This is a genomic window from Lujinxingia sediminis (assembly GCF_004005565.1).
Lineage (GTDB): Bacteria > Myxococcota_A > Bradymonadia > Bradymonadales > Bradymonadaceae > Lujinxingia > Lujinxingia sediminis.
This window is the reverse complement of record NZ_SADD01000003.1, coordinates 83764-105815: the sequence shown is the minus strand read 5'-3', so window position 1 is coordinate 105815 and position 22052 is coordinate 83764. Positions and strand designations below refer to the sequence as shown.

The window sequence follows — 22052 nt, the reverse complement described above, 5'->3', positions numbered from 1 at the left end:
CCTTTCGATAGACCAGATCGCAGTTCAAACACGAATATCCACGTATGTGCTTATGACCATGATATGGGCAGAGCAGCCACCTGGAGCTTTTCTTATGTTCACCTCTCTGCGCCGCGTCGGGCTCGCCTCCCTTTGCCTGCTTGCGCTCTCGGCCTGCAACCTCGACGACGTCGCTCCCGAGAATCAGCTCGCTGCCGATGGCGAGGCCTGCACCTCCGACGATGCCTGCGCCTCCGGGCTCTGCCTCAAGGGCCTGAAGGTCTGCGCTGCTACCTGCGAAGACACCTGCGAGGGCGACCTCGTCTGCTCAGATGGCCACTGCCTGCCCGCTGACTACTGCGATGAGGGCTTTGGCCCGGGCTGCGCCCCCACCACCTGCGAGCCGGGCTGCCACGCCGACGCCACCTGCGATCTTCAAGCCACCGCCGGACCCACATGCGTCTGCAACGATGGCTTCGAAGGCGACGGCGTGAGCTGCACCATCATCGAGACAAACCCCTGCCTGGAAGATAACGGCGGCTGCGGCGACCCGGGCACGGTGCAATGCGACGCCGTCGAGGATGACGATAGCGGGGAGCTGGTCGCCGAGTGCACCATCATCAACCCCTGCCTCACCGACAACGGCGGCTGCGGCGACCCGGAGTTCTTTGCGTGCACCAACGCGGCGGTCGGCGAGGGCGTATGCTCCGAGGTGGACCTCTGTGCCACCGATAACGGGGGCTGCGGCGACCCGGAGCGCTACGAGTGCGTTCCTGTAAGCGGCCAGGCGCCTCTCTGCAAATTTGTCGCCTCCTGCGATGTCGAGCATGTCGTTCCCCTGCTCGAAGACACCTTCACGAGCTTATCCGAGCCTTCAACGAGCTTCGCCGAGAAGCCCTTTCTGGTGGTCAACCCTCCAGAACGATCTAGCACGTACCGCGCCGTGTACGAGTACACTGCCCGCGAGCCCCACGAGAGCTACCTGAGCTTTGATCTACGCGAACTCCCCGATGGATTCCCCGTCATTGGTGCTCGCCTCAATATGGTGGGGTTCGATGGCCATGCCTGGGGTGGCAATCGCGACACCTACATCAACCTGGTGAGCAACGAGTGGCGCGCCGACGAACTCAACTGGGAGAACGCCCCGGAGACTCTGGCCGAACGTCTGGGCTTCTGGTTCCTATGGCAAAATGGCAACAGTCCCGTGGAGCGCCCCGTTTTCGCCGAGAGCGCCGAGCTCGCCAGCATGATTGAAGAGCGCCGCGCCGATGGCGTGGAGCGGGTCTCGCTCAACCTCAATGGCTCCGACTACACCACGATCTATTACTCCAGCGAGCATGAAGAGGCGGAGAAGCGCCCCCGGCTCACCCTGACGGTGCGCGAGTGCAACCAGCCGGTGCTGCTGCCCGACGCCAACGCCACCGTCAACAACCGTGAGCCCGACACCGCGTTGGGCGAGGGCGATGGGCTGGTGGCGGATCGCGACCGCAGTGAGTTCTATGTGCGTTTTGATATGTCGCAGATCCCCGTCGGCTCGGAGATCGTCGGAGCCCAACTTGAGCTTGTGGCCATTGACGCCACCAGCTTTGGCGGCGACGCCACCTTCACCCTCGACTACCTCACCACCGAGGTCTGGGGCGAAGCGTCGGTCACCTACTCCAGCCGCCCCGCCGCCGCCGGCGCCGAGCTGGCCACCTTCACTGTGGACACCTCCGAGACCCGCGACCACGCTCAGCGCATCATCCTGGACACCACGGAGCTCTTCGAGACGGTGGCCGAGCGCTTTGAGGCCGAGCAGTCCATTAGCCTACGCGTCGCCGCTTCCGGTGATGCCGCCACCTTCGCCGGTCGCAACCACTCCCAGACGGCGTGGCGTCCTCGTCTCACCGTGATCTACGAGTAAGGCTCAACGCCCCTTCACACGCCAACGCCCGCGCGCCCCTGTGGCCCGCGGGCTTTTTTGTGCGCGCAAGCAGGCCTCGCCAGGGCAAGGGATACCCCTTGCGAGTCGCTGTGAGGGGCGTGCAGGCAGGTGCGCTTTACTGGCGCATTCCGGGCGGAGCGGCGTCATCCGCCGCTGGCTCTGGCAGCGCAGCCGAGCCTATGGCTCGGCTGCCGAATGGCGCGACCCACAGGCATCTTGCGCCCTTGTTAATCCTTGTATAGATGACGGTTTCACGGTGACGCAAAATGTGGCCTTCCGTCTCACCTCAAAAGAGCCTGTGTGTGCACGGCGTATCTCCTGGAGCTTTCTCTTATGTTCACCCCTCTGCGCCGGCTCGGGCTTGCCGCTCTTTGCCTGCTCGCGCTCTCCGCATGCAACCTCGACGATACTGCACCCAGAAGTCAATTTGTTGCCGATGGCGAGGCCTGCACCTCCGACGATGCCTGCGTCTCGGGGCTCTGCCTCAATGGCCTGAAGGTCTGCGCTGCGACCTGCGAAGACTCCTGCGAGGGCGACCTCGTCTGCACCGAGGGCCACTGCCTGCCTCAAGACTACTGCGATGAGGGCTTTGGCCCGGGCTGCGCTCTCACCAGCTGCGAGCCGGGCTGCCACGCCGACGCCACCTGCGACCTTCAGGCCGAAGGCGGCCCCACATGTGTCTGCAACCAGGGCTTTGATGGCGACGGTTCAAGCTGCACCCTCATCGACGAAAACCCCTGTCTCATCGACAACGGAGGCTGCGGCGATCCGGAGCTTGTGCAATGCGATGCGCTCGTAGACGCCGACTCCGGGGAGAGGGAGGCGCAGTGTACGCTCATCAACCCCTGCATCACCGCCAACGGAGGCTGCGGCGACCCGGCGTTCTTCACCTGCCTCCACACCGGCGTTGGAGACAGGGAGTGCGCCGATGTGGACGTGTGCGCCGATGCCAACGGAGGCTGCGGCGACCCGGAGCGTTACGCGTGCGTCCCTCGCAGCGGTGCGCCGCCCCTCTGCCGTTTTGTCGCCTCCTGCGACGTGGCTTACGAGGCGTCGCTGGTCTATGACTCCTTTGTGAGCTCGAATGACGTCGACGGTATCTTTGTCGGGAGGCCCTTTCTGGTGACCGCGCCACACGGCTTTGATGCCGAGAACGAAGGGTACCAGGCGGCGAATCTCCACCAGACCTATTTGATGTTTGAGCTTCAGCCGCTTTCAGAGCTTCGCGGGAGTTCGGAGCTCGACGTCACGGCGATTCATCTGGATATGCAGGTCATGCCTTCGAGCATGTCTGAGGGCGCGGGCGTCGTCACCGTCCACCAGGTCGCCAACGAGTGGTACGGCGCGAATTTGCGCTATTCGAATCGGCCGCCGGTGCTCTTTCATGAACTCAGTCGGATGCCTGTGTTCCTGGATGGCGCAGGTCTCGGTGATCACACGCTTCGTTTGCAGGGAGAGCTGCTGAGTCAGCGTGTGCTGGAGAGCGTGAACGTCGGCGCGCGCTACCTCTCGCTGATGCTGGAGTCGGAGGAGGTGGGGATCTTCTATTACTCCAACAGGTATAACGAAGGCGCAAAGGCGCCGAAGCTCAGCGTGATCGCCAACGCGTGCGATCAGCAGGGGTTTGGGGCTCAGGCCAACGCCATGGTGAGTCGCAGCGAGCCCGACACCGCGTTGGGCGAGGGCGATGGGCTGGTGGCGGATCGCGACCGCAGTGAGTTCTATGTGCGTTTTGATATGTCGCAGATCCCCGTCGGCTCGGAGATCGTCGGAGCCCAACTTGAGCTTGTGGCCATCGACGCCACCAGCTTCGGCGGCGACGCCACCTTCACCCTCGACTACCTCACCACCGAGGTCTGGGACGAAGCGTCGGTCACCTACTCCAGTCGCCCCGCCGCCGCCGGCGCCGAGCTGGCCACCTTCACCGTGGACACCTCCGAGACCCGCGACCTCGCTCAGCGCATCATCCTGGACACCACGGAGCTCTTCGAGACGGTGGTCGAGCACATTGAGGCCGAGCAGTCCATCAGCCTGCGCATCACCGCCTCCGGTGACGCCGCCACCTTCGCCGGTCGCAACCACTCCCAGACGGCGTGGCGTCCTCGTCTCACCGTGATCTACGAGTAAGGCTCAACGCCCCTTCACACGCCAACGCCCGCGCGCCCCTGTGGCCCGCGGGCTTTTTTGTGCGCGCAAGCAGGCCTCGCCAGGGCAAGGGATACCCCTTGCGAGTCGCCGCGAGGGGCGTGCAGGCAGGTGCGCTTCACAAAAAACAACAAAATTCGAAAGAGACCTTGCGCGGGAAGGGGAAGCTAAGGCATGAAGTGCGTACCTCGAAGGTGCGAACCTTTCTCCTACCCGTACATCCCTACTCTCCCCTACGACGCCGCGAGCGGATGTCGATGGGAGCTGCTCACGGCGCAATCGCGCGGTGGCCGCGCCCCCCACGCCAGGCTCGTCGCGCACGACTTCAGGAGTCCCTTGATGTTCTCATGGATGGGCCGTGTTGGCCTTGTGTTCTGTATGGTCGGTCTTGTTGCTGCCTGCAACGCCGATGGCGATGCTCCCCTCACCGACGATCACCAGGAGCCCACAAGCTGCACCTCCGATGAGGACTGCGACTCCGGTCTCTGTCTGGCCGACACGCAGGTCTGCGCCGCCACCTGCGAAGACACCTGCCAGGGCGACCTCGTCTGCACCGAGGGCCACTGCCTGCCCGCTGACTACTGCGATGAGGGCTTTGGACCGGGCTGTGCCCCCACCACCTGCGAGCCCGGCTGCCACGCCGACGCCACCTGCAACCTGGAAGCCACCGGCGGCCCCTCCTGCGCCTGCAACCCCGGCTTTGAGGGCGACGGCCTCGACTGCACCATCGTCGAGGACAACCCCTGCCTGGAGGATAACGGCGGCTGCGGCGATCCGGAGCTCGTGCAATGCGACGCCATCGAGGATGGCGAGGGCGGCGAACTCGCGGCCGAGTGCACGACGATCAACCCCTGCCTGGAAGATAACGGCGGCTGCGGCGACGCGGCGTTCTTCGCCTGCACCAACACCGCCGTGGGTGAGGCGGAGTGCAGCGCGATCGACCCCTGCCTCACCGACAACGGCGGCTGCGGCGCCGCCGAATTTTTCCAATGCGACGCCCTTGAGGACGCCGAGGGCGGACACCTCGTCGCCGAGTGCAGCGTGATCGACCCCTGCCTCAGCGAGAACGGCGGCTGCGGTGTGCCGGAGTATTTCCAGTGTGACGCCATCGAAGACATCGAGAGCGGCGGTCTGCTGGCGGAGTGCAGCGCGATCGACCCCTGCCTCAGCGAGAACGGCGGCTGCGGTGTGCCGGAGTATTTCCAATGCGACGCCCTTGAGGACGCCGAGGGCGGCCACCTCGTCGCCGAGTGCAGCGCGATCGACCCCTGCCTCACCGACAACGGCGGCTGCGGCGACCCGCTTCTCGTTCAATGCGACGCCATCGAGGACGCCGAGGGCGGCCACCTCGTCGCGGAGTGCACCACGATCAATCCCTGCCTCACCGACAACGGCGGCTGCGGCGACCCGGCCTTTTTCACCTGCACCAACACCGAGGTCGGGGTGGGCGAATGTGCCGACATGGATTTCTGCGCCAACGACAACGGGGGCTGCGGCGATCCCGCGTTCTATGCCTGCATTCCTCGCGCCGGTGAGCTGCCCCTCTGCCGCCTGGCTCTCGCGTCGTGCACGTTCGACTATCAGCCACCGCTTACGCACGATGTCTTTGTCAGAAGCAGCTTTCCAGACGAGACCTTTGACCTTGAGTTCCTGGCGCTCAACCCCAGGGACTCGAGTGCTCAACTTGACTTTGAACCTTATCCCCATGACATGAGCAGCACCCATCGGAGCTTTTTGCAGTATGATCTGAGCTCGCTCTCGCCCGGCGCCACCATTCATAACGCAGCGCTCTACCTCTACGTCTTTGGCAACGTGGGCGACCCCGGGTTTTTGGAGATAAAGGTCCCCACATCGACGCGTGATGTGGGGTCGTTTACCTGGCAGAACGCGTTGTATCTGAGCTACGAGAATCTGGGCCGCACATCGGTGAGCGGGTTCACGGACGGGGTGATCTTAGAAAACATCTTCGAGAGGCTATCACTCGCCGGCGCATCGCAACGGGCCATCGAGCAGGGAGCGCTGAAACTGGCGTTGATCTCCCAGACGGCCACCACGATGTTCTTTTCCAGCGAGCATCCTGAAGAAGCCTACCACCCGCGTCTGGAGCTTGAGGTCCAGATGTGTCTTGAGCAGAGCAACGCGCCTCGAAGAGACGTCTCGGTAAGCGCGAGCCAGCCCGACACGGTCATGAGCGTGCCGGATTATCACGTGGTCGATGCCAGTGAGGGCGACGAGCTCTACCTGCGCTTTGACTTCTGGGCGGTGCCCGATGACGCGCGCATTGTCGATGTCCGCCTGAAGCTGGCCACCGACTCCGTGCAGGGTGAAACCAGTGTGATGGTCGACGCGGTCACCGAGTCCTGGGACCCCGACACCCTCACCTACAACACGCGCCCGGCCACCAGCGGCGTGCCCCTGCTCAGCGCCACGCTGGCAGACGGCTCCCAGGAAGTGATGACGTGGGAGAGCGATGCGTTCTTTGCCCACGTCCTGGAGCGCTACGAGGCCGGTGAGACCGTGGACCTGCGCGTCAGCGCCCTCCAGGGCTCCGCCGTCTTTGGCGGCAGGGCGGCTTCGAGCACCCTGCAGATTCCTCGCCTGACGATCGTCTACGAGTAAGACGCAACGCCCCTTCCCACAAAAAGCCCGCGCGCCCCTGCCTCTCAGGCAGGGGCGCGCGACTTCAGGAGTCCCGCGATGTTCTCATGGATGGGCCGTGTTGGCCTTGTATTCTGTATGGTCGGTCTTGTTGCTGCCTGCAACGCCGATGGCGATGCTCTCCCCCCCGATGATCACCAGGAGCCCACAGGCTGCACCTCCGATGAGGACTGCGACTCTGGCCTCTGTCTGGCCGACACGCAGGTCTGCGCCGCCACCTGCGAAGACACCTGCGACGGCGACCTCGTCTGCACCGAGGGCCACTGCTTGCCCGCTGACTACTGCGATGAGGGCTTTGGCCCGGGCTGCGCCCCCACCACCTGCGAGCCCGGCTGCCACGCCGACGCCACCTGCAACCTGGAAGCCGAGGGCGGCCCCTCCTGCGCCTGCAACCCCGGCTTTGAGGGCGACGGCCTCGACTGCACCATCGTCGAGACGAACCCCTGCCTCAGCGAGAACGGCGGCTGCGGCGATCCGGAGCTCGTGCAATGCGACGCCATGGAGGGCGGCGAGGACGGCGAACTTGTGGCGGAGTGCACGACGCTCAACCCCTGCCTGGAAGATAACGGCGGCTGCGGCGACGCAGCGTTCTTTGCCTGCACCCACACCGCCGTGGGTGAGGCGGAGTGCAGCGCGATCGACCCCTGCCTCAGCGAGAACGGCGGCTGCGGCGACGCCGAGTTTTTCCAATGTGACGCGATGGAAGATGCTGAGAGCGGCCGTCTCATCGCGGAGTGCAGCGTGATCGACCCCTGCCTCAGCGAGAACGGCGGCTGCGGTGTGCCGGAGTATTTCCAGTGTGACGCCATCGAAGACATCGAGAGCGGCGGTCTGCTGGCGGAGTGCAGCGCGATCGACCCCTGCCTCAGCGACAACGGGGGCTGCGGCGCGGCCGAGTATTTCCAATGCGACGCCATCGAGGACGCCGAGGGCGGCCACCTCGTCGCCGAGTGCAGCGCGATCGACCCCTGCCTCACCGACAACGGTGGCTGCGGCCAGGCCGAGTATTTCCAATGCGACGCCCTTGAGGACGCCGAGGGCGGCCACCTCGTCGCGGAGTGCAGCGCGATCAACCCCTGCCTCACCGACAACGGCGGCTGCGGCGACCCGGCCCTCGTGCAATGCGACGCCATCGAGGACGCCGAGGGCGGCCACCTTGTTGCGGAGTGCATCACGATCAACCCCTGCCTCAGCGACAACGGCGGCTGCGGCGCCCCGGAGTTCTTCACCTGCACCAACACCGAGGTCGGGGTGGGCGAATGTGCCGACGTCGACCTCTGCGCCGACGATAACGGGGGCTGCGGCGATCCCGCCCTTCATCGGTGCGTGCTTCGCTCCGGCGAGTTGCCCCTGTGTCGCCTGGCCATCGAAACGTGCACGTACGATTATGAGGCACCGCTCTTACACGATGTCTTTGTCACCAACGATGTTCCCAATCAGAACTTCAACCGTGAGTTCCTCACGGCCAACCCCTCGGGTTATGTCTTCGACTTTAGCTCGGGGCTCTATCCTTTTGTGCAGCGCGGCATTCATATGAGCCTGTTGCAATTTGATCTGAGCGCGCTCCCGAGCAACGCCACCATTCATGATGCAGCATTCTACTTCTACGCCTTCGACAACGTACGTGAGGGGGGAGTGGTGGACGTGCAGCTCCCCTATACCGAATCGCCACTGGACCTGGCCTCGATCACCTGGTTGGACGCGCGATCGCTGTCATATTACCCCCTTTTGAACAGCGTCTTATTCGACGTGATCTCGTCGGGGGAGGTCGTCGAAACCGCCTTCTCGAGTTCACGTCTCAACATGGTAGCGGAGGAGGGCAAAGAGCGGGGAGAGCTGACCCTGGCGTTGGGCTCCTTCGACGCTACCGCGAGGTTTTTCTCCAGCGAGCATCCCGAACAGGCCTACCACCCGCGCCTGGAGCTTCAGGTTCAGGCGTGTTTGGAGCAGGTCAACCTGGCTCAAGAAAGCGCCATGGTGAGCGCGTTCTTTTCCGACAGGGTTTTTGAGGAGTCGGTGGAGCTCTTTGCCAATTCGCTGGGAGGCGACGAGTTCTACCTGCGCTTTGACTTCAGCGGCGTGCCCGCCAACGCGCAGATTGTCGATGTTCGCCTGACGCTGCACCCCCGAACTGTGTGGGAAGAGAGCAACCTGATGCTCGACGCGCTCACCGAGCCCTGGGAGCCCGGCGTCGTCACCTACAACACGCGCCCGGCGTCCACGGGTGTGCCCCTGGACACCGCCACGCTGGCGAACGGCTCCCTGGAGGTGGTGGAGATGGAGAGCGATGCGCTCTTTGCCCACGTCCTGGAGCGCTTCGAGGCCGGTCAGACCGTGGACCTGCGCGTCAGCGCCCTCCAGGGAGACACCGCCTTCCATGGCAGCGAGGCCCTTAACACCGCGCTGCGTCCTCGACTGACGGTGGTCTACGAATAAAGCGACCCTCGCGCGTTCTGCCCGATCAAAAGACCCCGCTCGCCATGCTGGCGAGCGGGGTTTTTTCATGCCCGATTGTCTGGCGGCGAGGCCATGACTTGCGCACCGGCGTTGTCCCGTTTAAATGACATCTTCCTCGTTACACCGCCGCCTTCGATCGATTGAGCACCGCTGCGGCATGTCCGGGCGATCATCGTCCCCTTCAAGGAGTTATGCGCATGCGTACGTACAAGCGATGGCGTGGCCTGCTGACCTCAGCGCTGGCCCTGACCCTGAGTACCTCGGCCTGCAGCGGCGATGATGACGGCCAGGAGCAGCCCCTGCTCGGTGTCGGCGAAGCCTGCACCGACGACGCGAGCTGCGAATCAACCCTCTGCCTGAGCGACCTGCAACACTGCGCGGCGACCTGCGCCTCCACCAGCGAGTGCGAAGGCAGCGACGTCTGCGCAGATGGTTTCTGTGTGGCCGCCGACTACTGCGATGAGGGCTTTGGCCCGGGCTGCGCTCCTGCCGAATGCGACCCGGAATGCGGCGATAACGCCCGCTGTGAGTCCCTCGCTGAGGGCGGCGCCAGCTGCGTCTGCGATGCCGGCTTTGAGGGCGATGGCTTCACCTGCCTGCCCGAAGGCAGCGATCTTTGCGAGAGCGACAACGGCGGCTGCGGCGATCCCGATGAATCCCGGTGCACCGTCGTCACCATCGAGGGCGCCCCCGCGGTCGAATGCCTGCCCGTCAATCCCTGTGACGAAGATAACGGCGGCTGCGGCGACCCGGATACCTTCTTCTGCACCAACCCCGAGCCCTTCGTTGCCGCATGCGGCCGCATCAACCCCTGCGACGAAGATAACGGTGGCTGCGGCGACCCGGACTACAACACCTGCACCAACACGGCGCCCGGCGACGTGGCGTGTGAGGCGCTGGACGCCTGCGAGAGCAACAACGGCGGCTGTGGTCTTGAGTATGACTACGCCTGCGTGCCCAACCCCGGCGCCGAGCCCGGCTGCTGGTTCATCGGTGTCTGCGAGGAGTCGCTTGTTATCGACGCCTCCATGGAAGCGGTGATCCGCGCCGAAGAGCCCGACACCCCTCACGATAACGTCTGGACCCTGGTCAACCCGGCAGGCTTCTCGACGGACTTTAACGGCTCCGGCCTGCTCATCGACGCCGTGGGTGAGACGCACAGCCTGTACTCCTTCGACATTGACCCCGGTGACTACAACCTCGATGACCTCTGGCGCGTCTCCCTGGAGCAGGTCACCCTGCTCTGGGACCACGACCCCGGGTTGCCCACCACCCTCGACACCCGACGGGTCTCCAACGCCTGGACCGCCGGGGTGGATGGCGCCAATGACGTCACCTGGAATACTCGCCCCGATGAGCTTTCGGATGCACTCAGCTCCAGCCGCATTGACCCTGCAGGTGGGGGCACTCAGGTCCTCTCCGACCCCAGCCGCAAGATGGCCGACATGCTCACCCCCGAGCTGGCGCAGGGAGAGAGTCGTCGCGTCTCCCTGAGCTCGATCTCCAATGGACCCGCCGTCGTCTTTTACTCCCGCGGGGTGTCCAACCCGATGCTCCGGCCTCGTCTCGACCTGCGCTTTTTGACCTGCGATCACATCCGTCCGGCTCCGGTGGCCAGCGCCAGCGTCAACCGCCTGGAGCCCGCCCAGACCTACACCCCGGGTGAGGGCCTGCTCGTCGATAGCGACCGCAACGAAGCCTTCCTGCGCTTCGAGCTGCAGATTCCCTCCGGCGCTACCATCACCAACGCGCGTCTGGAGCTGACCACCGACGAGATGAGCGACGAGGGCCAGCCCTCGGAGTTCATCGTCGACACCAGCACCGAAGACGCCTGGGACGAAGCCGCCATCACCTGGGATACGCGCCCGGCCGCTCAAAACACCGAGCTGGGACGCTTCATGCTCGATCCGGCGCGCCTGGCCGAGGCCCCCGAAACCGTTGGCGTGGAGACCTTCGAGCTCACCGAAGCGGTGCGCGAGAGCGTTGCCGCCGGCGGCCTCATCACCCTGCGCATCGCCGCCGAGGGCGACGCCTCCGCCCGTTTCTTTGACCGAAGCGCCGCGTCCTACCAGCAGCCCGTGCTCCGCGTGATCTACGAATGATGCAATACCTTCGATGAGGTCGATGGTCCCGTCGACCTCGCTTGACCTTCTGTATGAATATGTCGAAAAACCCCGCGTGCCATAGCCTGAAGGGCAAAGGCCCGCGGGGTTTTTTCATCTCCGGCAGGGTGCGATACGAGCCCCCCGTATCCTCTGCGACTTGCCGCGTGCCACCTCCCGTCGTTGTTGTTGTTGTTGTTGTTGAGGTCGTGATCATGGTCCCCTGCCCGATCGTCCCCAAAGCCCGCGTGCTCCTTCTCCTCCTGGCGACGATCACGCTGAGCCTCACCGGCGCTCCGTTGACCGCCGGCGCTCAAAGCCCCGACGCAGCGTCAAGCGCCAACGACCTGCAACGCGCCCTCAACGCCTACGTCGATAAAGGCCACACCCGCGGCGCGGTGGCCTGGCGCCTTAACGCCGATGGTTCCGAAGAAGAGGCGCAGGTGGGCATCGACCAGCGCAGCGCCGACGCCCGCTTTGATGCCGGCTCCATCACCAAGGTGTTTACCTCCATCCTGCTGGCCGACGCTGTCCTTGGCGAAAAGCTCACCCTGGAGACGCCCATCGTCGAGCTTTTGCCTCCGGGCTGCGAGCTGGCCCCGGAGGTGGGTGCCATCACATTACAAGAACTCTCCACGCATACGTCGGGTCTGCCCCGGCTGGCTCCGGGAGGCCCCGGCCTCTGGCGCGCCTTTCTGCAACCCTCCGACCCCTACCAGGGCTCCACCCGCGACGAGCTCTTTGAGGCGCTCTGCCCCCTGGAAGCCGCCGACCTGAAGACCCGCGGCTCGGTCGCCTACTCCAACTTCGGCGTCGCGCTCCTGGGTCGCCTCCTCGAAACCGTCGACCTGAGCACCATCGACCCCTCGCTCAGCCCCGACGCCTCGTATGAGGCCCGCATCGCCGCCCGCGTGCTCGAACCCCTGGGCCTCTCCGCCAGTGATTTCGAAGCGGAACACACCCACACCGTGCCCGGCCACCGCACCAACCACACCGGCGCCGACCCCTGGCACCTCGACGCCTACAACCCCGCCGGTGGCCTGCGCACCACGCTCCCCGACCTTGTGGCATTTGCCCGAAACGCCCTGGCCGCAGACTTCCCCCCGCTCGCGCTCTCCCTCAAGCCCCATCACCTCGATGACGAGGGCAACCCCCACGTGGGCCTGGGCTGGTTTTTTCGAACCCTTCGATCCGATGACTCCACCGACGTTGACGTCACGGAAGTCATGGAAAAAAACGAAACGATCATCTGGCATAACGGCCGCACCGGCGGCTACTACGCCTTTCTTGCCATCGCGCCGGAGACGGGCCGCGCCGTGGTGCTGCTCACCGACACCTCTCACGGCTCCGCCTTTGCCATGGACCTGCTGCGCGAGCCCTCCCCCGAGCCGCCCCCGCTCGACTCCAGCATCTTCTTCATGCTCGTCGGCCTGCTCTTTCCCTGGCTTGCCCCCCATACCCTGCATCGCCTCCACCGCCGCCTCACCCTCAAGCCCGAGGACGAACCCGGCGTCGAGCGCGAAGCCTCCCTCCTCAAGCGCTTCACCGCCTCCCTTAACCGCCAGCACCCGGCAGGGCGCCTCGACGCCTTAAGCGCCGGCCTGGAGGCCACCTTCCTGCTCATCCTCTCCCACCAGCTCGGCGCCTGGCAGTCCTTGCCCGTCGCCATCTGGTACGCCGCGCTCCTGCTGACAGCGGGGCTGGCTGTGCGCACGCTGCCCGCAGTGGTACGCGCACCCTGGTTCGGTCGAGAGGGCTTGAAGGGGAGGGCGATCACGGTGATCAACGGGGTGGTGGCGCTGGGGTTGGTGGTGTGGGTGGTGGGGTAACTCGAATGCGTCCATCAACCCGCTGAACGTCGTTGAGGGGGGCGTACTTCGATGGGAACTCGTCAGGGGCATGTGTATACTTCATGTACGCGAGACGCGATCCACCTCAGAGCATGCCTGCAAAGATGGCTGAGCCACCCTGGAGCTTGATGATGCACATCCCCGGAATATCCCGATCTCATGTCGTGCTGGCAGCACTCGCTGCATCAAGCCTTCTGGCATGCAACGTTGCCGACACCTCCTCGGAGGCGACCCTGGCTCAGCCCGGGGAGTCATGCGTTGAAGATGAGGGATGCGCCTCCGGGTTATGTCAGGCCGATACGCAGGTCTGTGCGGCCAGGTGCACCTCCACCTGCGAGGGCGACGACCTGGTCTGCTTCGAAGGCCATTGCCTTGCCGCGGGATACTGTGTCGAAGGCGTTGGACCCGGCTGTCAGCCCTCGACCTGCGAGCCCGGCTGTGCCCCTGATGCCACCTGCGACCTTGAGGCGGCGGATGGGCCGGAGTGCGTCTGCGACGAGGGCTTTGAAGGCGACGGCCAGACCTGTACCCCCGTGGAGCAGAACCCCTGTCTTGAAGATAACGGAGGCTGCGGCGACCCCGCGCTCGTGCAATGCGACGCGGAGCTCGACGACGATGATGCGCTCATCGCCGCATGCACCACCATCAACCCCTGTCTTGAAGATAACGGAGGCTGCGGTGACCCGGCGTTTTTTGAATGCAGCAACCCCGAGGTCGGCGTAGGTCAATGTGCGGATATCGACTTCTGCGCCACCGATAATGGCGGCTGCGGCGACCCGGCGCGCTATCTCTGCATCAACGTCTCCGGCGATGCGCCCCTCTGCCAGATCACCGCGGCCTGTGATCAGGACTACGAGGTGCCTCTGCTTGAGGATACGTTTATCTCCAGCCTGGCGATGGACGCGAACTTCAGCAGTCTTCCCTTTCTGGTGGTGCATTCGAGCTTTCAGACCGAGGGGGAGGAGGTCGAGTTCAACTACACCTCGACCTACGAATACCTGGCGAAGGGGCCGCATAGCTCCCTGTTGAAGTTCGACCTCAGCGCCTTGCCCAACACCGGTCCCGTCGTGAACGCGGCGCTGAAGTTGGTTCGTTTCGATGGGTTCTACTGCCCGCTCTTTATGAACTGCCAATTTCTCGGATTCACCGACGCGCTTGACCTGGTGGACGGGAGCTGGAGCGCCAACGCGCTGACCTGGCGCCATGCCCCCGAGGTTTTGCAGAGCTCGCTCGCCAGCTGGCGTATCACCGAGGGCGCACGATCACAGGGTGGTAGACTTTACACAATCACGTCGGCCGCGTTGACCGCGGCGGCGCAATCGCTGGTCGAAACCGACGCCGACGCCATGGCGTTGAGTGTGAGCTCAACCCGAGGCCGCTCGCTCTACTACTCCAGCCGCCACTCCGAGGCCGGCCAGCGCCCCACGATGACGGTCACTCTGCGCGAGTGCACCCAGCATCAGGTTTTGCCCAACGCCAACGCGACCGTCAGCACCTTTGAGCCCGACACCCCGCTGGGGGAAGGCGGTGGGCTGATCGCCGATCGCAACCGCTCGGAGTTCTACGTCCGCTTCGACATGTCGGACATCCCGGTGGGCACCACCCTTGCCGGCGCCCAGCTGCAGCTGGCCGCCACAGACGTTGAGAGCTTCGGCGGCGAAGCTCGGTTTAGCGTGGACTACCTGGTCGATGATGTATGGGGCGAATCGAGCGTGACCTACACCAACCGCCCCGACGCCCACGGACGCGAGCTGGCCGTCTTCAACCTCCAGCAAGGCGACGCGCCCACCCTCCCCGAAACGATCACCATCGACAGCATCCATCTCTTCGAAGCCGTCACCGAGCGCTTCGAGGCCGACCGCTCCATCACCCTGCGCATCGTCGCCACCGAGGACGCCGCGACCTTTGCCGGCCGCACCCACGCCGACGCCACTCTGCGACCGACGTTGACGTTGATTTATGAGTGAGGGTGGGGGGTGTGGATGGGGGAGTGGGGTGGGAACGTGAAAAGGGCAGCCGGGGGGCTGCCCTTTTGTACGTTCAATGGTGTTGCGTTCAGTTCATATCACCGGCGGGCTCCAGATCGGCAACGGGCTTCGGCGCCTCCTGACGGCGAATCTCCGCCTCGGGGGCGTCGGCCTCCAGCTGAGGGGATTCAGCACCGTCCTCAACGGCGTTGTCGTCAGCGATCTCCTCCTGCGTTGCATTGCCGCTGGCCACACGGGTGCGCCGCGCAGCCGCCTGGGCCACGGCTTCGTTTAAGTTCGTGAGCAAGCGGCGTTTGTCTGTTTCGCTCAGCCTGGAGATTTCAAGAAGGCGCAGGAGGGCGGTCACCACGCGTTGCCATTGGTAACGCGCCTCCCGAAGATCGCTGGCGCTGACACGCGTCTGGTCGTCTTCGCCCTGCAGCTCGGCGCGGCGAGCGATAAGTCCGCTCATTTCTCGCCCGACGTTGATGTAGCGTTCGAGAAAGGCGTTGAGGTCTTCCCCGTCAAAATGAACTCGACCCAGCGTGTCGCGCACCTCGGGGGTTACGCGTTCCCCCAGGCTCAGCGCATGACCGGCTTGATCGCGGTAGGACGCCGAGATGATCCCCATGCCTTGAGGAAAGAGCAGATCGCGGGCTTCCACAATGGGTTTGGCGGCTTCGGCGCTCTCGCACATGTGTTCTGCAAAGGTCAGCGCTCCATCGAGGCCCCGGCACAGGGCGTCATGCCGCTGATTGCAGAGTTGAATATTGGCGGAGACCACTTTCAGCTCCCGCTCCGACTCCCCCTCTTTGCGCGTGAGCACAATCAATGTGCGATGGACGTCTTTCAGCCTGTCGGCGACGGGCAACAACATCGGATCTTTGGCCAGAATCTTCTGTTTCTCCGCATGGTTCAGGAAATCATCGGAGATCGAGATCATCGCAGCAGCGGTAAGAGGATTCAGCGACATGTTGCCTCCTTTGTGTCGTGTCTTGCCGGGCCCATCGCATGGGCTTTTTCGTAGCAAGACGAGAGTGAAGTAAAACCTGCAAGCCAGGAATCATCGGCCTGTCCGATGTTCTGGTAGATGCAGATCGACTGCTCTCGGTCCCCCGATACGACATGAGGCTGCGCGTTGGTTCCGCGCCGGTAGTACACAGCGATAAGATCGCAGCGATACCGACAACGCGCGTAAAAAAAGAGACGTCGCTCGTTGTTGAGAGACGCCGTGCTTCGCAGCACTCTAAGAACCGAATGTTGAAACGCTGCCAGAGTTTTCCGGGCCGGTCAATCCATGCAAGGTCGGTTTTTTCGTCTTTTTTCATCCGCAATCCGATGCACGCCAACGTTGTTTGTCTGCGTCTCAGGATGTCGCAGCCTGGACGGGGAGGTAATTGGGGGGCTGAATGCATTTGGAAACCGCTCGGAGCGTTGCCTGAGTGCCCCACACCCATCATCCGATGCTCTGGAGTGTGCTGCTGGTGCGTCAGACCATCGAGGACATGCTCGTGAGCGTCCTAAAAGTGCGTCAACCCAATCTCAGGACGCTCGGGAGCTCGATAAGGTTGGTCTGAACCCAAAAAAAAGAGCTCGCGAGCGTGTCCGAAGTGCTCCAGACCAACATCAGGGAGCTCCCGAGCATGGTCAGGTTGGTCTGAACCCAAAAAAAAGAGCTCGCGAGCGTGTCCGAAGTGCTCCAGACCAATCTCAAGGAGCTCGGGAGCTCCTAAAAAGTGGTCTGAACCCAAAAAAGAGAGCTCGTGAGCGTCAAAAGTTGGGTTGAGACCAACCTGAGGTCGCTCGCGAGCTCCAAATGTTGGTCTGGAGCAAAAAATCGGAGCTCGCGAGCGATAAAAATTGGGTTGAGACCAACCTGAGGTCGCTCGCGAGCTCCAAATGTTGGTCTGGAGCAAAAAATCGGAGCTCGCGAGCGTCAAAAATTGGGTTGAGACCAACTTGAGGGAGCTCGCGAGCGTCAAAAATTGGGTTGAGACCAACTTGAGGGAGCTCGCGAGCGTCAAAAATTGGGTTGAGACCAACTTGGGGGAGCTCGCGAGCGTCAAAAGTTGGGTTGAGACCAACCCGGGGTAGCTCGTGAGCGTCAAAAGTTGGGTTGAGACCAACCTGAAGAGGCTCGGGAGGGAGAAGAGGGGAATCGGGCACCGGCGGGATATCGAAGGGCGACTGAACCCAACATGGCAGAGCCGCAGAGCCTGCACGAAAAGCCAGAAAGGCAAACAGGCATAGCTACATCGTTCGCCGGGCTGTGTGAGGCGCGTGGTCAGAGACCATCGCCCTTTGCGAAAAAGCGCCAAAATAGATCGAAAAAACAGTCTTTTTCATTTCAGAACGATCATTTTGCGGGTTGCACCCCCGAATGGTTCTCGTTACGCTCCTTCACATTAACGCTCAAGCCGCGCTTCGGCTGGGTGGGGACGTACGGTGCGCTACCTCATTGCAGGTAGCGTAAGGCTCATGACTTCACGGGTATGTGATGACTGCTCCTGACGCTGCTGGACCACTATATCTACGCCTGTGGGCTAAGACGAATCGTGATGATGGTGCTCAAGGTGCCGACTGGCACGCGCTCCCTTACCATCTGCTGGATGTGGGGGCGGTCTGCGAGGCGGTGCTGGCGCAGAATGATTCGCTTCGTCGTCAGCTGGGTACTCTGCTGAATATGGCACCAGAGCAGGCCGCCGGGTTCTGCACCTGGCTGGTGGCGCTGCATGACATCGGGAAGGCCAATGAGGGGTTTCAGAACCGCGATCCGCACCTTTTTGAGCGGCTACGGGCGCGGAGCAGTCGTCGCACCCAGCCTCGTTATCACCACGAAATCTCGCAGCTTTATTTTACGAAACGGTTGATTCCCAGGATCTGGGAGCAAAACGTCGGGGAGGCTTGTGGCTTTTGTTATGACATCGCGGATCTGCACGACGTCCTGGGGCCGCTTATGAAGGCAGTGGCGGGGCATCACGGGATGCCGTTGAACCTGGATGGTGGTGATCGGCTGGCGATGCATATGGACGATGATGCGCTGGCCGCCAGCGATCACATCGTGCAGACGCTTCAAACGCTCTTTTGGCCCGGGAGTTTGGGTTCATGGCGATGGGATATGGATGATGCGCTCTTTGATCGGGTGCATGTCGTCTCGTGGTTGGTGGCCGGGCTGGCGGTACTCAGCGACTGGATTGGCTCCAACACCACGTATTTTCCGATGCGGGGCGGTGCGTTCGGGCTGGAGGAGTACGCCGAGCGCTTTGCGCGTCCTCAGGCGGCGCAGGCGCTTAAGGAGATCGGGCTCTTTGATGCGATGCCCTCAAGTCCTGCGGGGGTAGCGACGTTGTTTCGGGATCTGGGGTCTTCGTTTAGGCCTCGACCGATGCAGGCGTATGCGGATGAGGTCAAACTGAGCGACTCACCCCAGCTATTTATCCTGGAAGACAGCACGGGGAGCGGGAAGACCGAGGCGGCGCTGGTGTTGGCGCATCGCCTGATGAATCAGGGGTTGGCCAGCGGGCTTTTTGTGGGGTTGCCGACCATGGCGACCGCCAACGCGATGTACGGGCGTCTGGCGACGACATATGCGGCGATGTTTGAGCCCGGCGGCAATCCTTCGCTGGTGCTGGCGCATGGTCGACGTGAGTTGGATGAGACCTTTCGCAACTCGTTGACGGTTGCAGCGGAGACGATGGGAGGAAGTGAGCATGGCAAGGGGGGCGCGGCGGTGCGCTGTGCGCAGTGGCTGGGAGACCGCCGTAAAAAAGCGCTGCTGGCCCATGTGGGAGTGGGAACGATCGACCAGGCGCTGATGGGGGTACTGCCAAGCAAGCACCAATGTCTGCGTTTGTTGGGGCTTCGCGACCACGTGCTGGTAGTCGATGAGGTGCATGCCTACGACAGCTATATGCAGGGCTTGTTGGAAAGTCTGCTCATGTTTCAGGCGGCGTTGGGAGGCAGCGCGATCTTGCTCTCGGCGACCCTGCCGCAGCGGATGCGTCAGTCGTTGAGCAACGCGTTTCGCAAAGGGTTGGGAGTAGAGAGGCCGGTGGCGTTGTGTTCGCAGGCCTTTCCACTGGCGACGCGCGTTGATGCCGAGGGTGTGTATGAGACACCCTTTGAGAAGGTAGCGGCGACGCAGACGAAGGTGTGTTTTGAGCATCAGGATGAAGTTCTGGTGAGCTCGGCGGTGCCGGAGCGCGCGGTGCAGGTAGGATTTCATCGCGATGAGGATGCGGCCCTCAACTACGTGATCGCGGAGGCTCGAGCGGGGCGCTGTGCCTGCTGGATTCGCAATACGGTGGATGATGCGGTCAGCGCATATGAGCAGCTGGTGGCGGAGCTCGGGGAGGAGAAGGTGTCGCTCTTCCATGCGCGTTTCGCGATGTGCGATCGGCAGCGCATCGAAGAAGCGACGCTGCGCACCTTTGGTGTGAAGAGCAGTGGGGCGGAGCGGGCGGGCCGTGTGCTCGTGGCGACGCAGGTGGTGGAGCAGTCTCTGGATCTGGATTTTGACGCGATGGTCTCGGATCTGGCGCCCATTGATCTTTTGATTCAGCGCGCGGGGCGACTGCACCGCCACGAGCGAGGGGAGCGGCCGGCGCCGGTGTTTTATGTGCTGGGGCCTGAGGCGGTCGATGCCCCGGAGGCGGATTGGTTCTCGTCGATGTTTGAGCGTGCGGCGTTTGTATATCCGCATGTCGGGCGGCTCTGGCTGGGGGCAAAAGCGTTGGAAGCGCACGGCACGATCGCGATCCCTTCGCTGGCCCGAGAGCTCGTGGAGGCGGTGTATGGGCCTGAGGCCGACACGCGAATCCCGGAGGCTCTTGTAGAGGCCAGCCACAAGGCGATGGGGAAGGCGCAGGCCGAGCGGGGAATGGCAAACTTCAACAGGCTTTGTGTGGGGGCGGGGTACGGCGGCATTGGCACCGATCCAAAGAACTGGTTGCCGGACACCATCACGCCCACGCGTCTGGGCGATCCCACACAAACGCTGCGCCTGGGGGTGATGGGACGCGATGGAAGACTTGAGCCACTGGCCGGTAAAGGGTCGCACCGTTGGGCGCGCAGTGAGGTCAGCGTTCGGGCCAGCAAGATTCCGACGGGGGCTGAGGTAGCGCGCGAGGTGCGGGCGGCAGTGGAAGCGGCAAAAGCGGCGATGCCAGACGAAGGAAAATGGTCGGTCGTGGTGCCGCTGAAAGCCCGCGAAGGGCAGGAGGGCTGGCAGGCTACGCTCGCAGGCGATGAGCGCAGTGTGGTTGTTGAGTATCACCCCACCCGGGGACTTTCGATTCATAACCAGGAGGACGCATGAGTTTGAACCTGATCAGGGATCGGTGGATCCCGGTGGTACGCATGGACGGCAGCAAAGATGTGATTCGACCGGCCGAGATGGTGGCTATGGGCCAGGAGAGCCCACCGCGTCAGCTTCTTGCAGCACGGCCGGATTTCAACGGAACGCTGATTCAGTTTCTGATCGGCCTGGTGCAGACGACGATGATGCCTTCGACGCCGCGGGAGTGGCGTCGGCGTCGACGCGAGGAGCCGTCGAGGGCGGAGTTGGAAGCGGCGTTTGAGCCCTGGGAGTCGGCGTTTGAGCTGGATGCGGAGGAGGGGCCGCGTTTTATGCAAGACTTCAATTGTTTGGAAGGAGAGGGGAAAAAGAAATGTCTTCGCAATTTACTTTTTAATGAATCAGGCAACTCCAGTTCCAACAAAGACCTGTATACAAAACGACGCAATGGGGTGCGCTTTTGTTCTTCATGTACAGCGCAGGCGATATTTACCCTGATGCTCAACGCAACCGCGGGCGGGAGTGGTCATCGGGTGTCACTTCGAGGTGGCGGGCCGATGACGACGGTGGTGTTGGGGAAATCACTTTGGGAAACGGTCTGGAGCAACGTACTGGATCGCGAGTTCTTTATCCGAAAGACGCGAGCTGGTGAGGTCGACACGCCGGAGGCGATCTTCCCCTGGCTTGCTCCAACGGTGGTTAGTAGCGACGGGACCGAGGTGCATCCGGATCAGGTCAACGGTCTACAGGCGTTTTGGGGGATGCCGCGGCGTATTGACTTAGAGTTGCAGGATTGTGCGCCGGGTCACTGTGGTGTGTGCGGTGAAAGGGCCGAACAAACCTATGAAAGCTATCGGGATAAACCGCACGGCGTGAACTACAAAGGCCCGTGGATTCATCCGTTGACATCTTACCAGGCAGGGAAAACACCGTCGGATGCACCTAACCCTACAAAAGGGCAATTGGGCGGGATTACGTACCGAAACTGGGTGGGCTTTGCGATCAACAATCCAGGCAGGCAAGCGCCGGCTGCGGTAGTTGAACGTATGCAGAAGCTCGAAGGCGTTGGGAACATTAGGACAGAGAGGCTGTGGGCGTTTGGGTATGACGTAGACAAAGACAAGGTTCGTTCCTGGCATGAGAGCAAGATGCCGGTTGTGCTTGTGCCCGAGGGGCAGCGCGAGCGCTTTGAGGAGCATGCACGGGCGATGGTGGCGGGGGCGGGGTTTGCGGCGTCGGTACTGGTGAATGCGCTGCGACGCGCTTTTTATGGTGAGCCGGATGTGACTTCCACCGGCAAGGTGACGTGGCGAGTGGCGGACGCGGCTAAGGCGGATAAGGCGCTCTTTGCCGGGTTAGAACGCGAGTTCTGGGGGGCGACGGAGCCGCTTTTCTACGACGAGATCGATCGGGTTGTGGGGCAAAAATCACTCGATGCATCGCAGCTCAACGCCTGGCGCGTGGGGTGGGGGCGGACGCTTCGCAACGAGGCGCTGGCGATCTTTGATCGGGTGGCTGAGCCGGATCCGGGGCGAGGGTTTAACCCGCGGGCGGTGGTGCTGGCGCGGCGAGGATTGAGCGGAACGTTGCGCATTGAGGGGAAGAAGTTTGCGAAAGAACTGACCATTACGGAGCTGCCCGCTGCGGCGGAGTGATCTCAACGACTAAGGAGGG

General features: G+C 63.1%; 10 protein-coding genes. 9 read left to right on the top strand and 1 reads right to left on the bottom strand.

Going from position 1 to position 22052, the window contains the following annotated elements:
* Nucleotides 1-94: 94 nt before the first annotated feature.
* The 7 genes from EA187_RS20355 (at nucleotide 95) to EA187_RS08125 (ending at nucleotide 15082) form a co-directional block, all read left to right on the top strand.
* Entirely contained in the window at nucleotides 95-1882 is a 1788-nt protein-coding gene (locus EA187_RS20355; protein ID WP_164856115.1) for a CBM96 family carbohydrate-binding protein, read from the top strand.
* Nucleotides 1883-2236: 354 nt separating this feature from the next.
* Nucleotides 2237-4030 carry a DNRLRE domain-containing protein gene (locus EA187_RS08150; protein WP_127779930.1) on the top strand — a complete coding sequence of 598 codons (1794 nt, stop codon included), beginning with the start codon at nucleotides 2237-2239 and terminating at the stop codon, nucleotides 4028-4030.
* Nucleotides 4031-4387: 357 nt separating this feature from the next.
* Nucleotides 4388-6667, top strand: a complete 2280-nt coding sequence (locus EA187_RS08145; protein ID WP_164856114.1) for a DNRLRE domain-containing protein — start codon at nucleotides 4388-4390, stop codon at nucleotides 6665-6667.
* Nucleotides 6668-6745: 78 nt separating this feature from the next.
* Nucleotides 6746-9142 carry a DNRLRE domain-containing protein gene (locus EA187_RS08140; protein ID WP_127779928.1) on the top strand — a complete coding sequence of 799 codons (2397 nt, stop codon included), beginning with the start codon at nucleotides 6746-6748 and terminating at the stop codon, nucleotides 9140-9142.
* A 218-nt stretch (nucleotides 9143-9360) separates the two neighbouring features.
* Nucleotides 9361-11265 (top strand): CBM96 family carbohydrate-binding protein, encoded by a 1905-nt coding sequence (locus tag EA187_RS08135; RefSeq protein WP_164856113.1) that lies wholly within the window; start codon nucleotides 9361-9363, stop codon nucleotides 11263-11265.
* 215 nt (nucleotides 11266-11480) lie between these two features.
* Complete coding sequence (locus tag EA187_RS08130; protein WP_164856112.1) at nucleotides 11481-13094, top strand: serine hydrolase domain-containing protein; 1614 nt, start codon at nucleotides 11481-11483, stop codon at nucleotides 13092-13094.
* Between the two features lie 149 nt (nucleotides 13095-13243).
* Nucleotides 13244-15082, top strand: coding sequence for a DNRLRE domain-containing protein (locus EA187_RS08125; protein ID WP_127779925.1), 1839 nt, complete (start codon nucleotides 13244-13246; stop codon nucleotides 15080-15082).
* A gap of 88 nt (nucleotides 15083-15170) precedes the next feature.
* Here the strand turns inward: EA187_RS08125 and EA187_RS08120 are convergent, their stop codons facing one another.
* On the bottom strand, nucleotides 15171-16055 hold the full coding sequence (locus EA187_RS08120) for a hypothetical protein (RefSeq protein WP_127779924.1): 885 nt from the start codon (nucleotides 16053-16055) through the stop codon (nucleotides 15171-15173).
* A 1524-nt stretch (nucleotides 16056-17579) separates the two neighbouring features.
* Between EA187_RS08120 and cas3 the strand changes: the two genes are divergently transcribed.
* Both cas3 and casA read left to right on the top strand, forming a co-directional pair.
* Nucleotides 17580-20399 (top strand): CRISPR-associated helicase Cas3', encoded by a 2820-nt coding sequence (gene cas3, locus EA187_RS08115; RefSeq protein ID WP_127779923.1) that lies wholly within the window; start codon nucleotides 17580-17582, stop codon nucleotides 20397-20399.
* The gene (casA, locus tag EA187_RS08110) at nucleotides 20396-22033 is read left to right on the top strand and encodes a type I-E CRISPR-associated protein Cse1/CasA (RefSeq protein ID WP_127779922.1); all 1638 of its coding nucleotides are present in this window, start codon (nucleotides 20396-20398) and stop codon (nucleotides 22031-22033) included. The genes cas3 and casA overlap by 4 nt, the downstream gene beginning before the upstream one ends.
* The last annotated feature ends 19 nt before the right edge of the window (nucleotides 22034-22052 follow it).